Source organism: Clostridioides sp. ZZV14-6150, from assembly GCF_020657875.1.
Classification (GTDB): Bacteria; Bacillota; Clostridia; order Peptostreptococcales; family Peptostreptococcaceae; genus Clostridioides.
Window position 1 is genome coordinate 72312 of sequence record NZ_JAGWDA010000001.1, and the last position, 14965, is coordinate 87276.

Annotated in this window: 10 protein-coding genes; 2 read left to right on the plus strand and 8 right to left on the minus strand. The window is 27.5% G+C overall.

What is annotated here, in order from left to right; all coding sequences use genetic code 11:
* Positions 1-161: 161 nt before the first annotated feature.
* A complete protein-coding gene (locus KGF41_RS00350; protein ID WP_227828881.1) occupies positions 162-719 on the minus strand; it encodes a hypothetical protein in 558 nt (185 codons plus the stop codon).
* A 32-nt stretch (positions 720-751) separates the two neighbouring features.
* Positions 752-2278: an FAD-dependent oxidoreductase gene (locus KGF41_RS00355; protein WP_227842228.1), complete on the minus strand. Its 1527-nt coding sequence runs from the start codon at positions 2276-2278 to the stop codon at positions 752-754.
* A gap of 342 nt (positions 2279-2620) precedes the next feature.
* Between KGF41_RS00355 and KGF41_RS00360 the strand changes: the two genes are divergently transcribed.
* Positions 2621-4015, plus strand: coding sequence for a metallophosphoesterase (locus KGF41_RS00360; protein WP_227828883.1), 1395 nt, complete (start codon positions 2621-2623; stop codon positions 4013-4015).
* Positions 4016-4428: 413 nt separating this feature from the next.
* Here KGF41_RS00360 and KGF41_RS00365 read toward each other — a convergent pair whose 3' ends face one another.
* The 4 genes from KGF41_RS00365 to KGF41_RS00380 form a co-directional block, all read right to left on the minus strand.
* Positions 4429-6351: a PTS fructose transporter subunit IIABC gene (locus KGF41_RS00365; protein ID WP_227856251.1), complete on the minus strand. Its 1923-nt coding sequence runs from the start codon at positions 6349-6351 to the stop codon at positions 4429-4431.
* Positions 6352-6390: 39 nt separating this feature from the next.
* Complete coding sequence (pfkB, locus tag KGF41_RS00370) at positions 6391-7308, minus strand: 1-phosphofructokinase (RefSeq protein ID WP_227856252.1); 918 nt, start codon at positions 7306-7308, stop codon at positions 6391-6393.
* A gap of 175 nt (positions 7309-7483) precedes the next feature.
* Positions 7484-9262: a BglG family transcription antiterminator gene (locus tag KGF41_RS00375; protein WP_227856253.1), complete on the minus strand. Its 1779-nt coding sequence runs from the start codon at positions 9260-9262 to the stop codon at positions 7484-7486.
* An 11-nt stretch (positions 9263-9273) separates the two neighbouring features.
* Entirely contained in the window at positions 9274-10014 is a 741-nt protein-coding gene (locus tag KGF41_RS00380; protein ID WP_227856254.1) for a tyrosine-protein phosphatase, read from the minus strand.
* A gap of 290 nt (positions 10015-10304) precedes the next feature.
* Here KGF41_RS00380 and ytvI point away from each other — a divergent pair, with 290 nt between their 5' ends.
* A complete protein-coding gene (gene ytvI / locus KGF41_RS00385) occupies positions 10305-11366 on the plus strand; it encodes a sporulation integral membrane protein YtvI (RefSeq protein ID WP_227828888.1) in 1062 nt (353 codons plus the stop codon).
* Positions 11367-11432: 66 nt separating this feature from the next.
* On the opposite strand, the gene KGF41_RS00390 is transcribed toward ytvI, so the two are convergent.
* Positions 11433-12686 (minus strand): flagellar protein FliS, encoded by a 1254-nt coding sequence (locus KGF41_RS00390; RefSeq protein WP_227828889.1) that lies wholly within the window; start codon positions 12684-12686, stop codon positions 11433-11435.
* Between the two features lie 107 nt (positions 12687-12793).
* Positions 12794-14911 carry a DNA topoisomerase III gene (locus tag KGF41_RS00395; protein ID WP_227828890.1) on the minus strand — a complete coding sequence of 706 codons (2118 nt, stop codon included), beginning with the start codon at positions 14909-14911 and terminating at the stop codon, positions 12794-12796.
* Positions 14912-14965: the final 54 nt, after the last annotated feature.

Genomic DNA, 14965 nt, shown 5'->3' on the forward strand with positions numbered 1-14965 from the left:
TTATGGATAGTAAAATAGGATAAAATACTTTCTATTTATGGAGTAAAATTTATAAAAAATGCGAAACGTAAACTTTACATACAATAAAGAATGGATTTAATTAGTCATATAATTTCTTAAACTTCATATGACTAATTAAATCCATTGTAATTAATTTTAAACTATGCATTTGATTTTTTTATTATAAAAGGAATAGTTATAATTGTACCTATTAAAGCATCTACCATATCAATCATAGTATCTTCTAGTCCCCCAGCTTGTGTAGTAGTCCCAATAAAAGTATCCATTAGAAATTCACCTATTTCCCACAAACTAGCCACTCCCATACTAAACATAAATACAAATATAACTAAAAATATTTTACTCATCTTACTTACATCTTTCTGTATATAAAAATATTTAATTGTAGAAAATGCTACAATACATGATATTATACCCGACCATAGATGTAAAAAATCATCATAATAATTTATGTCATAAAAATTAAAACAAGTCCCTAATAATGATGCAAACATTATAAATAATGCAAGTACAATATATAATTCATTGCTCAAAAGTCTTTTATTTTGCCTATTTAAAATACTCAGTATAAAAGTACCAATTAAGCTGATTGCTACTAAACCTACACTTCCAAAAGCTCTATTTGTAGCAAAAAATATGGCACATAAAACATATACTATATAAAGTAAAATGGTTATTGGCTTTAAAAGTTTATTCATAAATAATTTACCTTTCCAAAACATTCTATATTCTATAATAACTTAGGATTAACATCATTATCGCCATGACCATAAAGTTTTAATGGCTTAAGTGCTGGACCTTCAAGTATATTTCCCTTATAGTCAAATCTTGAACCATGACATGGACAATCCCATGTTTTTTCTTCACTATTAAAATTAAGTTCACATCCTAAATGAGTACATGTGGTATCTACAATATAAAAATCTCCTCTATCATCTTTGTAAACACCATATCTTTTTCCATCAATGTTAACAATCTTTCCTTCACCACTACTTTTAGGCATATCTCCACTACCTATTTTTAACTTTCCAGTGACATAATTCATTGCTACATTTGCATTTTCCTTTATAAAGTCCTTTGAAAAATAACTACCTAATCTTGAAGGATTGAAAGTATCTTTATAGTCAGAAGTTTTATTTATTATTAAATCCTTTATTATTATTCCTGCAGCAGTTCCATTAGTCATTCCCCATTTAGAAAATCCTGTAGCTACATAAATATTATTCTCTCTTTTATTGATATAACCTATATAAGGAACATTATCAAAACTCATATTGTCTTGAGCAGACCATTTATATTTAAAATCTTCCACCTTAAATACTTCTTTACCATAACGTTCTAAATCATCAAATATTTCTTCTTCAGTTCCACCTTGACCAACTTTGTGGTCTCCTCCTCCAAAGATTAATAAGCTGTTACTTTCATCATTACATTGTCTAAAAGTTATTGCTGGGTCATCTATACTTATAAATATACCCTCTGGCAATTCATTTTGTAGGACTGCAACCATTAAATAAGCACGTTCTGCATATTCCTTTGCAAAATAAAAATTCAATCCATCATACCATGGACTATGAGATGAAATTATAACATTTTCAGCTTCTATTATATTATTATCTCTAGTCTTAACTCTACATATAGCTCCTTTTTCTAGGTCTACTATTGGCGTATTTTCATATATTTTTAGACCTAAATTTACTGCTACTTCTGCCAGACCATCAACATATTGCTTTGGATTAAATTGACCTTGATTAGAAAAACGAATAGCTCCTTTTACATCTAATGGAATATCATTTATAGTTTCATGATATTCGCAATCTATATCTATTTTTTTACATGTACGATATTCATCTTTAATATCCTTTATAGCTTCTTCCTTCTCTGTAAAAACAAAAGATGGAATCCTTTGGAAATCACATTTTATATTATTTTCACTGATTATTTTCTCAATCAATTTTAAAGCTTCATTATTTGCATTATAATATGATTTAGCTTTATCTAATCCATATTTTTTCTCTATTTTAGAATATACTATATCATGTTGACAAGTTACTTTACCAGTATTTCTTCCTGAAGTTCCATATCCTATTTTATCAGCTTCAACAAGCGCTACTTTTTTACCTTCTTTTGCTAATAGATATGCAGTTGTTAATCCAGTTATTCCTCCTCCTACTACTAGACATTCTACTTTTATATTCTCACCTAATTTTTTATATTCTTTGGGACTTGAATTTAAAACCCAATACGATTCATTCATTTTAAATACTCCTTTACATGTTAAATAATAATAGTTTTTCCATCATAGAGTTTATTTATTATAAATAATATAAAAAAATAAACACAAGACTATAGATTATTTGTTTATCATGTTCTCAAAGATGCTATAGTTAACCAATCTTATTATATAATTTAAAATTCTTTTGAGATTACTTTTAATTGATTTTTCTTTAAGGAGGTTTATTTTTCTCTCTATCAATTTATATGTCTATGAAATATATAGTTGATTTTTATATAGTAATATATTACCATTGATATTGTAGGAGGATTATGTAGTTAATGACACTAAAACAAATATTCAAAAAAATAAAATGGAGGTTTTATGAAAAACAAAATAATTATAGGCATTACTTGTTTATTTATATTGCTAATGTCTGGGTGTACTTCAAAACATACAACAGAAATAAATGTATTAGCCACTACCGATTTACATGGTAACATCCCTTATGAATTAACTTCTTATGTAAGGAAACAAAGAGAAAAAGATAAAAATATAACTTTAGTAGATGCTGGAGACTTCTTTGACCGTGGAGTAGCTTTAGGTAGTAGTATGGATGATTATTCTAATGCTATGCTTAAAGATAACAACAACAAAACTGAAAGCTATATTGAAACTCCTATTTCAAAGGACATGAAAGAAGTCGGTTATGATGCTGTAGTTCTTGGTAATCATGAATTTATCTCCCTTAATAAATATCATTTAGATAATATGATATCTGATTTTGAAAAACAAAAAATAGATGTATTATCAGCTAATACTTATAAGAAAAATGGGGATAGCTATACAAAACCATACATAATAAAAAATATTGATACACCAGAAGGAAATGTAAAGCTAGGAATTCTTGGACTTACTATAAAAGAAGTTGGTGAAGGAAAACAGCTAAATGAAAATGGAGAACTTGTGGATTCTAAATCTTTAGAGCTAAAAGACCAAGAAGGTTATGATGGTGAACTATATATGAATGATTTAGTAGAAGATGCCAAAAAGTGGGTAAAAATCATGGAAAAAGAAAATCCAGATATAATAGTAGCTGTTGCACACACAGGTGAAAAGCCTAAAAAACCTAAAAATCCAGGTAATAGAATACAGGATTTAGCTCAACAAATTGATGGTATTGATGCGATAGTTGCAGGACATAATCATGTTCAAATTGAACAACACGATTATAAAAACACATCGGGAGAAAAGGTTATAGTTACTGAACCAGGAAAACATGGAGAATGTATTTCTAAAATTAACTTTAAGTTAGAAAAAAATAAAGATAAATGGAGTGTAGTTGACAAATCTAGTGAGTTAGTTAAATTTGAGAAAAATGAAGAAGATGAGAAATTCGGACAATTCGCTTCTTCACTTATGAAAGCTAGTGAAAACAACAATGAAATAAGACTAGCAAAGGTAATGCCTCCTGAATGGGATAAAATATTTATCTTTAAGTCTGGAACATCAGCAAACGATATATATAAAGCTGTAGGATATAAATGGAGAAATATATCTTCTCCAAAAGATAGAGATATGGTACAAATTGTTGTTATGAACAATAATAAGCCTGTTACTTATCTATATGGAGAATCAGAGCTTATGCCACTTAGTATAAAATGTGATGAATCAGAGTATAAAGACAATGTTGTGACTATTTATCCTAATAAAAATGATAAATTCAAAGTTATAAAAGGTGAAAGAAAATATGGTATTGATTTAGAGCATATAGAGTAGAACTAAATTAGCAAGACTCTAGTGACTAAGACTACTAAAATATATTATAAGTTATGTCAGCTAGCTGACATAACTTATAATATATTGTGAAAAATTAAAATGAGTGATTTGAAACAAATAAATGTAATTAAAAAATATAAATACACCAAATTATTTAAATTTACATATGAATAAAATTAAACAAAATATGTAATGTGTAGATAATTTAATAATAAAATTGAAACCATCAGAAAAATTTTAATCTTTGTTAATTATAATATTCTAAGTAATATATTTATTATAAAAAAAGTGAGTAAACTCTGTATATCAGACTTAACTCACTTTTTTATATAAACCCTTATCTTATGATAATTCAATAATATATTAAATTTTATAAAACATCATATTTTTATTTATTAAACAGATTTTAGTTATTATGCTCTTTGATTCAATGGTTTTTTAAGCAGTGCTAAAAGCATCATTCCAACTATAGCACCTACAATTATAGCTACTATATATCCAAGAGGATGAGTAACTACTGGTATAACAAATACTCCTCCATGAGGCGCACGAAGAGCTGCATTAAATAACATACTAAGTGCTCCTGCTACTGCTGAACCTCCAACACAAGCTGGTATAACATGAAGTGGGTCTCCAGCTGCAAAAGGTATTGCTCCCTCTGTTACAAATGATAACCCCATTACATAGTTAACTTTACCAGACTCTCTTTCTTCTTTTGTAAATCTATTTTTGAAAAATGTAGTTGCAAGAGCTATCGCAAGTGGTGGAACCATACCACCAGCCATTACTGCTGCCATTATTTCAAATTGCCCTGATTCAAGCGATGCTACACCAAATACATAAGCTGCTTTATTTACAGGTCCACCCATATCTACAGCCATCATTCCGCCTAACACTAATCCTAAAACTATTTTTGAAGTTCCACCTAAACTATTTAGGAATCCAACCATAGCATTATTAATTGCTGTAACTGGAGGTATTACTAGAAATGTCATTATAACACCCATCAAAAGAGTTCCAAATAAAGGATATAATAATACTGGTTTTATTCCTTCTAATGAAGTTGGTAATACGTTAAATATTTTCTTAAGTCCTTCTACTAAATATCCTGCTATAAAACCTGCAAGTAGTGCCCCTAGAAAACCTGAACCACCATCTCCTGCAAGAGCTCCTCCTACAAAACCTACAACAAATGCAGGTCTATCAGATATAGAATATGCTATATAACCTGCAAGTACAGGTAACATAAATCCAAATGCTTTATCCCCAATTCCCTTAAAAAATGCTGCTATTGGTGTATTTGAACCAAAATGTGAAGGGTCAATAGAGTAATCATCAAGTAAGAATGCTAAAGCTATAAGTATACCTCCACCAATAACAAATGGCAACATATTAGATACACCATTCATTAAATGTTTGTATACTTTTCTAAATCCACTTTCACTTTCTTCATCTGATTCGTTGTGACTTCCTTCTCCTCCTCCATGATAAATTGGAGCATCTCCATTTACAGCTTTATCTATAAGTTCTTCCGCTTTGTGTATACCATCAGCAACCTTAGTTTTTATAACTTTTTTGCCATCAAATCTAGCCATTTCAACATTTTTATCTGCTGCTACTATTATACATGTAGCATTTTCTATCTCTTCTTTTGTAAGTCTATTCTTAACTCCTGCTGAGCCATTAGTTTCTACTTTTATAAAGATACCTTTACTTTCAGCCATTTTATTTAAACTTTCAGCTGCCATAAATGTATGTGCTATTCCTGTTGGACACGCTGTTACTGCTAAAACTTGAGGATATTTACTAATATTTTTATCTTTCTTATTTACAGTATCTTCTTTACTAATTTCTTCATCCTGATATTCTTCACTGAATTTTTCTCTTTCTTTTTTATCTATTATTTCTTTGAATTCTCTTGCTGAATTTGAATTTATAAGTTTATTTCTAAAATCTTCATCCATAAGTATTGTAGATAATCTTGATAATACTTCAAGATGTGTATTATTAGCTCCATCTGGTGCAGCTATCATAAAAAATAAATTTGACAAGCTTCCATCAAAAGATTCATAATCTATACCTTCCTTTGATACCGCAGCTGCTATACAAGCTTTGTCAACTGATGTAGTCTTAGCATGAGGAATAGCTACACCTTCTCCAATGCCTGTTGTACTCATCTCTTCACGGGCTAAAATTGCTTTCTTATAGTTTTCTTTATCATTTAAATTACCACTATTTGCAACTAAATCAACTAGTTCTTCTATTACTTCTGGTTTGTTTTTTGACTTTAAATTTAATTTAATTGATTTTTCATCTAATAAATCTATAATTTTCATAAGTTCTCATTTCCTCTCTATATATTTTTTATGTTATTTTTAAAATCTTTTAACAGATATTTCGTTTACTAATTTATCAATACATTTTCTTTCAGCTAAATCATATGAAAAAGCAGTTGCACTCCCTGAGGCTGCACCTAATTTAAGAGCATAATCATATTCACCAGTACTTAGATATCCAGATATAAATCCTGCTACCATAGAGTCTCCTGCTCCTGCAGAATTTTTTACAGCTCCTTTAGGTACATCACTTATAAATACTTCATTATCTTCTGTAATCAGTAATGCTCCATCTTTACCCATGGATACTAAGACATTTTCAGCTCCCATTTCTTTTAACTTTTTAGCATACTTTACTATATCTTCATTTGAATTTAATTTGACATCAAACATTTCCTCTAGTTCATCATTATTAGGTTTAATTAGGAAAGGCTTATATTTTAAGACATTAAGAAGAAGATTTTTTGTTGCATCTACAACAATTTTTATATTCTTTTCTTCTAGCCTAGACATTATATTTTCATATAATTTTTCATCCAAAGTAGACGGTATACTACCTGCCAATATTAAAATATCATCTTGATTTAATTTATCAAGTTTTTTATATAATAGATTGATATATTCATCACTTATATTGGGTCCTTGTCCATTAATTTCGGTTTCCTCTGACACTTTTATTTTTACATTTATTCTTGAAAAACCGTTTTTCAATTTTATAAAGTCTGTCTTTAATTTTTTTTCCTCCAACGTCTTTACTATATATTCACCAGTAAAACCACTTATAAAACCTAATGATGTATTGTCATGTCCAAGTTCTTTAAGTATACAAGATACATTTATACCTTTTCCTCCTGGATAAACGTATTCTTCATTTACACGATTTGTGCTTCCTCTATTTAATTCATCTAATTTAACTATATAATCTATTGATGGATTTAATGTTACTGTATAAATCATTTTGCCACCTCTTTTTATTTATTTATCTTATGTTTAATATCTTAACTCCATATTAATATTCCTGAAAGTCAAAAAATTTCTCTTAATTAAAAGAGAAATTTATCGTTTTCATCTTATTTAGTTTTATATTATCCAAATTTACATGTGTATATACAGCACCATGCTGTATATATCTCTATTTAAACATGTTTACAAATTTTTCGAAATTGCTATTTTCACATATGCTTATAACTTTTGCTATAGAATCCACTCTTTTGTATATGTTTGAAAATATAACTTCATAATCTAATATTTTATCTTTATCAAGTGCCAACATTATTATTAAGCGCACATCTGATATTTCCCAAGCAATTGGTTTTTTTAGTATTCCAATTGCTATTTTATTATCAAAAACCTTTCCAATAGCTCCATGTGGTATAGATACCATGTTGCCTATTTCTGTTGTTGCTATTTTTTCTCTCTCAAAGTAAGAGTTTTTCATATCATCATCTATATAACCTTTTTGTACAAGTTCACTTGCCATAAAATCTATAACTTCTTCTTTATATTTAAAATCTAAATCAGTAAAAAACAACTCACTATCAAATAAGTTTTTTATATCTAAATCCAAATATATATTGCCTGTTTCTATATATTTTTCAATTAATTTAATTTCCTTTTCACTCAACATTGGAGATATGTTTATTACTGGTATATCACCTATTTCAATAGGTACAGTAGATATTACAAAATCAACATCTATAACCTTTACATATTCAACTAGATATGAAGGAATAATTTTTAATATTTCTAGCTTTTCTCTAAATATATTATCTAATTTAGCTTTTATTAACATTGAGGTGCCTATACCTGATGTACAAACTATTATCGCTTTGAAAACCTTATCTTTATTATTATAGGATGCTCTCTCAATAGCACCTCCTATATGTAGAGCTATATTTGCAACTTCATCTTCGTTGATTTCTATTTTTAAATCTTGTTCTATTGTTTTTTTAGCTATATTAGCTAATTCAAACGCAAATGGATACTTTATTTTAATATCTTGTGCTATTATAGGTGATTGATTCATGCCTAACTTTATTTTCTTACACAAGCTACTGATATGCTTATATAGATATTCTTCAAATATATCATCATGACTTATATCTATTGATGTAGCTAGCTTTAAATTTTTACAAAACGTTCTTATTGAATTTATTATGATTTCTTTGTTCTGTTCATTTTCTAATATTAAACTTCTCTTGTAGCTATAGGTTTCTACATATTCCTTTATAAATTCTTTTTCATCATACTTATGCCTGCTCAAAATAACTAATATATTATTTAATACATTCTTAAATTCTATATCAGTTAGTACTAATCCATTTTCATTTAATACATCTAATAGTATTTTTTTTATTATTAACTTTTTTTCTTTTATATCATCATTTAAAAAATCATTTAGACTGAGTTGATTGTCTCTCTTATTACTTAAATCAATTATACAATTTAATATCTTATCTTCATTTTCAGAAATACATATACCTTGTTTATGCTTAGATTTAACGGAAATTGAATACTTATCCAATATCCTCTTTACTTCTTTTAAATCATTTTTTACTGTTGAAACACTTACATACATAGAATCTGCTAAATCTTCAAGCCTTATAGTATTTTTTTCTTCATTGCTTAAAGTTAGTATTTTTCTGATTATATATTCTACCCTATCTACATCATCATAAAGGTTACTATTTAAATTCACTTCATCAAAGCTTCCCTCTAACTTATAACCAACACCTCTGATTGATAAAATTTTACCATTTTTAAGCTGTTTGTTAATATCCTTTATTTCATTTTGTATAGTCTTTGAAGAGCACCCTATTTCTTGGCTTAAGGCAAGTCCACTCATTGTATCTTTTGAATTTAACAGTATCTTTATTATATTTATCTGTCTAGCGGTTATATTTAAACTCATAAAATCACCTTTTACTCTAGATATTGATTTCTCAAATTTTTTATCTCTTCTTTATTTAAATTAAATTCTCCATACAGATACTCTTCTACACTATTGTATTCCTCATCAATTCTTCTAAAAGCTGTCTTCATATATTCTTCATTTACACCAAATATATAATTTAATCTTACTTTTGGAATATCTTTAAATTTAGGTTTATATTCTATAAACCTTTCTATTTCCTTGTCTGCAAACTCATTGCTTTTTAGATAATCTTTCATTATATTTTCTCTTGATACACCCAAAATCATAAGAATTATAGCACTTCCTACACCAGTTCTATCCTTACCAGCTGTACAATGATTTAGTATTGGCAAATTAGAGTAATCTTTTATAAGTTCTACTAGTTTTTTATATGAAGGATTATTTACAGGTAGATTATAATAGCTATTATTTAGCATATTAAACGCACCATCTTTTTCAAATAACCCATCAATCATATCTTCTATAGAACCAAAACGACCTCCTGATTCTTCTAATTCTCTCATTGCGGGAATTCTTATATTTTTTATATTTGATATTATTGTTGATGGATGTTTACGAGCCTCTTCATCACTTCTATAATCAAATACGTATTTGATATTTAATTCTTTTAAAACCTTTATATCGTTCTTACTCAAATTTGATAATTTTGCAGACCTATAAAATAAACCATACTTTACAGTTCTACCATCCTCTGTTTTATTTCCACCTAAATCTCTAAAGTTTTTCATCTTACCACCTCTTAAAAATTATCTATCATATGATAAGTTATCTACTATATTTAGCTCAAACATTATAAATTAATTTTATCACAATTTTATGCTATTTATTTAAAATATTTTTTCCTATCTGCTTATTAATTGTAAAATACAAAAGTATATCTTTATACAAAATTAACCTAAATTTTACATAATTTATTTACTACATAGAAGCTTTATAGTTTATAATCAATATACAGTAGTATTTTATATAAATAAGACATATTTTAGAGTACTATTAAATACATTGGAGGTTTTATATTATGGACATTCAAAAACAAAAGAGCTTTATAATTAAATTTACATATGTAGTTTTAATAGCAAGTATTATATATGTTGTGTTAAAATTCTTATTTCCATTATTGATGCCTTTTGTGATTAGTTTTATCATTGCCTTTATTTTAAGACCTATTATAAAACTTATTACAGATAATACAAACTTAAATCGTACATTTATTTCTGCGGTAGTACTTTTAGCCTTTTACGGATTAGGAATCTTTTTATTAATTAGTTTTGGTGCAAAAATATTTGCAAGTATAAGCGACATATTTTTTAGACTTCCTGACATATATAAATCAGGTATACAGCCAACACTAAATACTTTATTTTCTAAGATAGATGCTAGTACACCTAATGTTAATCTAGCATTGATACTTGGTTGGGATAATATCAGTCAATCTATGATGTCTTTAGTTGCCTCTATTTCAACAAATGCACTTAATGCTATTGCAAGTGTTGCAAGTAAAACCCCTGCATTTATGTTGAAACTTATTATAACTTTAATTGCTTCTTTTTTCTTTACATTTGACTATCAAAAAATAGTAAACTTTATTTTAAGACAGTTTCCAGAAAAGAGTCAGTCGATGATAATCAATATAAAAAATAGTAGTATCAATGCTATTTTAAAATTGCTAAAAGCATATGCCATACTACTATCAGTAACATTTGTAGAACTTCTTATTGGTCTTAATATCCTACAAGTTGAAAATGCATTTACTATATCTGTCATCGTTGCGCTTGTTGATATTTTACCAGTATTAGGTACAGGAAGTATCTTAACTCCTTGGATGATTATTTCATTAATCAATGGTAATATACATTTGGCAATAGGACTTTTAATACTATACATAATCATAACTGTTGTTAGACAAATATTGGAGCCAAAAGTAGTAGGACAACAAATTGGTCTGTATCCTTTAATAACCCTAATGTGTATGTTTGTTGGTGCTCAACTATTCGGAATAGCTGGATTATTTGGATTTCCTATCGCAGCTACAATCATTAAAAACCTACATGATAATGAGATTATTACTGCATTTAAATAACTTAAAATCAATATTTTTATTTAAACTTAAAATAGTGAGATATGTATTACACATCTCACTATTTTTCTACTTTGCACATATAGTATCAATCATTTCTTTATATTCATTTTCATTATTTAAAAAATCAATATTTTTAAATTTTTTTCGCATCTTCTCTTTAATTTCCAATGAATAAGATATCGTATATGGAAGAAATCTCTCTATTTTTTTTATATATTCTATAGAAAAAAATTCAGCATTATAAGCTATAGAAAACAAAATCAACATTAAACAATCATTTTTTATCATATCTGTTATAGCTTCATTTCTACTGTTAATTTTAAAGTTATCTATTAATTCAATAGTAAAGTTTATTAACTTATTTGCAATTTCATCCAATAACCCCTCTTTTGACATCTCTGTCATAATAGTTTTATGATTATACTTTAAGTCTTCTTTTATATCCTGTAAATCATCAGATATTTGTAATAAAAATCCATAACCAATACAAAACTTTATCTCTTCCTTTGTCATAAGCCCATTTATTAAATATCCATCTACTAAAACAGATGAACCTCCCTTTTCAGCAGAAATGGATAATATTTCATCTTTATGCAAATAAGTCTCTTTATCCTGCTGTTTTAAACTCTTTACTTGGCTTCTAAATATTAATAACAGTGACTCATATATTTCTTTGAAATCCTCTCTAGGATAAACCTCTTCAATATAATCTATCATCTGAGATACTTTACTTTCATGACAGTTATTAGGTTTAATTTGTTCTCCTAAGAGTCTTTTTTCTAACCAACTATTGAATAAAGTTTTATCTATTTCATTTGTCTTTGTATTATCTAAATAATTGTCTGTATATGGATATAACATACTATATGCAAAACTTGCTTTTGAATAATAAACATCTTTTCCAAATAATAATTGTAGCGCATTTGAAATCCATACATTCCTCATGGCCTGCATAATATCCTCTATAGGTAAATCATCATCAAATCCTCTAGCATCTCTGATAAATTGTTTTGTTATTTCTAAGAATTTTTTTCTATCTTCTACATTCATTTTCTCTAATTTAAAAATATTCTCTTTTTCTAGTGTTTTTTGCAAAAAAGCTTCACCTTTTTTTATCCACATTTTTCTTAAAACAACATCACTTGGATACTTTTCTAAATGAACTGATACTTTATCTATCAATTTATCTAATTCGTTTTCACACTTTTTTTGTGACTCTTCACTATATGTTTCTATTTCTTTACATAATTCAATACTTGAATTATTCCATATATCTTTACATTCGTCACAATAGTATTTAAACATATAATTTAATCTCATTTGACATCCCTACTTTCATGTCTAAACTATACCCTATATTATATCAGTACATATAACTAATATATAGTTAAAGTTGTGATTGTGTATAATATTACCATGAAAACTATTTATTTTTTCAACTTAGCTAAGGCTTCTGCAAATGGATTATTAAATACTTCTTGATTTTTATTTTGATTTTTTATATATTGATTAACATCTTTCTTTGATGCTTTCTTTTTTTCTTCTTGTTTTCTTTTATTAAAAGAGGATAATTTTTCTCTATACCCACAGCTACAAGTAAAAATTCTTCCTTCACCTTCACCACGAAGCTCTAATTTTTTATGGCAATTAGGACATCTTGAATTAGTTGTTTGTGATATAGTTTTTCTAGTATTACACTCTCTATCTTCACAAATTAACATTTTACCTTTCTTACCATTTACCTCTAGCATAAATTTTCCACATTCTGGACATCTATTTTTAGTTAAATTATCATGTTTAAATTTGCTATCACTGCTTTTTACTTCTAATACAATAGCTTTTGAATAATCTTTCATATCATTTATAAATGTATTTTTATTAAGCTTACCTTTTGAAATATCTAATAATTTCTTTTCCCATGATGATGTAAGTTCTGGTGTCTTTAAGTCCACAGGAACTAAATCTAACAGTTGTTTTCCTTTTGATGTTATATATATATCTTTATTTTTCTTTTCCATCAAAAATGAATTGAATAATTTTTCTATTATATCTGCTCTAGTAGCAACTGTACCAAGTCCACTTTTCTCCATAGATGTTAAAAGTGTGGCCTCATTTAAGTATGGTGGTGGATTTGTCTTTCCTGAAGTCATCTTTAAACTTTTAACTTTAAGAATATCTTTTTCCAACACATTTGGAATGCTTTCATACTCATCTTCATCATCCATATCTTTATAGCTTTCTTTCCAGCCTAGATTTATTACTTTATTGCCCTTAGTTTTAAATGTCTCACCCTCTATAGTTGCATTTATAGTTGTCTGTTCATATTCAAAAGGAGGACCTAATACTGCCAAAAACCTTTTTACAACAAGATTATATATTTTTCTTTCTTTATCTGTAAAATCACTCATAAACACTTTTTGCTCTGTTGGTATTATAGCATGATGGTCTGTTACTTTTGAATTATCAACAAAAGACTTATTAGCTATAATATTACTTTTCAATAATTTATTACAAACCTTTGAGTAATCACTAACATTTACAGCTTTTATTCTATCTTTTAATGTTCCAACAATATCCGAAGTTAGATACCTAGAATCAGTTCTAGGATAAGTAAGTACCTTATGATGTTCATATAGTTTTTGCATTATAGATAATGTTTCTTTTGCTGAAAATCCAAACATTTTATTTGCATCTCTTTGTAATTCTGTTAAATCATAAAGTGCAGGTGAATATTTTTTCTTATATGATTTATTTACTTCAGATATTTTAATATCTAAATCTTTTACTTTTTTTGAGACACTTTCTATCTTTTCTTTACTAAAAGTTGAGGAACTATTGTTTTTATCATTCCAAATAAACTTTATATCTGAATTGCCCTTTGTTGCAATTATCTCCAATCCATAATACTCTTTAGGCTTAAAATTTCTTATTTCTTCTTCTCTTTTAAGTATCATAGCAAGAGTAGGAGTCTGCACTCTTCCACAAGAAAGTTGTGCGTTATACTTTGTTGTTAAAGCTCTAGTTGCATTTATTCCAATAATCCAATCGGCTTCTGCTCGTGCTATTGCTGAATAGTACAAATTTTCATATTCTTTGCCACTTTTTAATTTTGCAAAACCTTCTTTTATTGCTTTATCTGTACTTGAAGAAATCCAAAGACGTTTTAAAGGTTTTTTTACTTGAGACTTCTCTATTATCCATCTTGCTACAAGTTCTCCTTCTCTCCCTGCATCTGTTGCTATAACTATTTCATCTATATCATTTCTGTTCATTTGAGCCTTCACTGTATTAAACTGCTTTCCACTTTTTTTTATTACAACAGTCTTTAGATACTTAGGAAGTATTGGTAAGTCTTCTAAACTCCATGATTTGTATCTTTCTCCATAACTTTCAGGGTCAGCAAGTGTAACCAAATGACCTAGTGCCCAAGTAACAACATACTTTGGCCCCTCTATATATCCATTTTTTTCATTTTTCGAACCCAAAACTTTTGCTATATCTCTTCCCACAGAAGGTTTCTCTGCTAGTACTAATATTTTTCCCATTTTAAAATACTTCCTTTCTCTTCATTCAATCTTACATTATACTTAAAAGTTAAA

What these genes read in the sequence shown, in the direction of transcription:
- KGF41_RS00350 (WP_227828881.1), bottom strand. Translation starts at nt 719, where the DNA reads ATGAATAAACTTTTAAAGCCAATAACCATTTTACTTTATATAGTATAT.
- KGF41_RS00355 (WP_227842228.1), bottom strand. Translation starts at nt 2,278, where the DNA reads ATGAATGAATCGTATTGGGTTTTAAATTCAAGTCCCAAAGAATATAAA.
- KGF41_RS00360 (WP_227828883.1), top strand. Translation starts at nt 2,621, where the DNA reads ATGAAAAACAAAATAATTATAGGCATTACTTGTTTATTTATATTGCTA.
- KGF41_RS00365 (WP_227856251.1), bottom strand. Translation starts at nt 6,351, where the DNA reads ATGAAAATTATAGATTTATTAGATGAAAAATCAATTAAATTAAATTTA.
- pfkB (WP_227856252.1), bottom strand. Translation starts at nt 7,308, where the DNA reads ATGATTTATACAGTAACATTAAATCCATCAATAGATTATATAGTTAAA.
- KGF41_RS00375 (WP_227856253.1), bottom strand. Translation starts at nt 9,262, where the DNA reads ATGAGTTTAAATATAACCGCTAGACAGATAAATATAATAAAGATACTG.
- KGF41_RS00380 (WP_227856254.1), bottom strand. Translation starts at nt 10,014, where the DNA reads ATGAAAAACTTTAGAGATTTAGGTGGAAATAAAACAGAGGATGGTAGA.
- ytvI (WP_227828888.1), top strand. Translation starts at nt 10,305, where the DNA reads ATGGACATTCAAAAACAAAAGAGCTTTATAATTAAATTTACATATGTA.
- KGF41_RS00390 (WP_227828889.1), bottom strand. Translation starts at nt 12,686, where the DNA reads ATGAGATTAAATTATATGTTTAAATACTATTGTGACGAATGTAAAGAT.
- KGF41_RS00395 (WP_227828890.1), bottom strand. Translation starts at nt 14,911, where the DNA reads ATGGGAAAAATATTAGTACTAGCAGAGAAACCTTCTGTGGGAAGAGAT.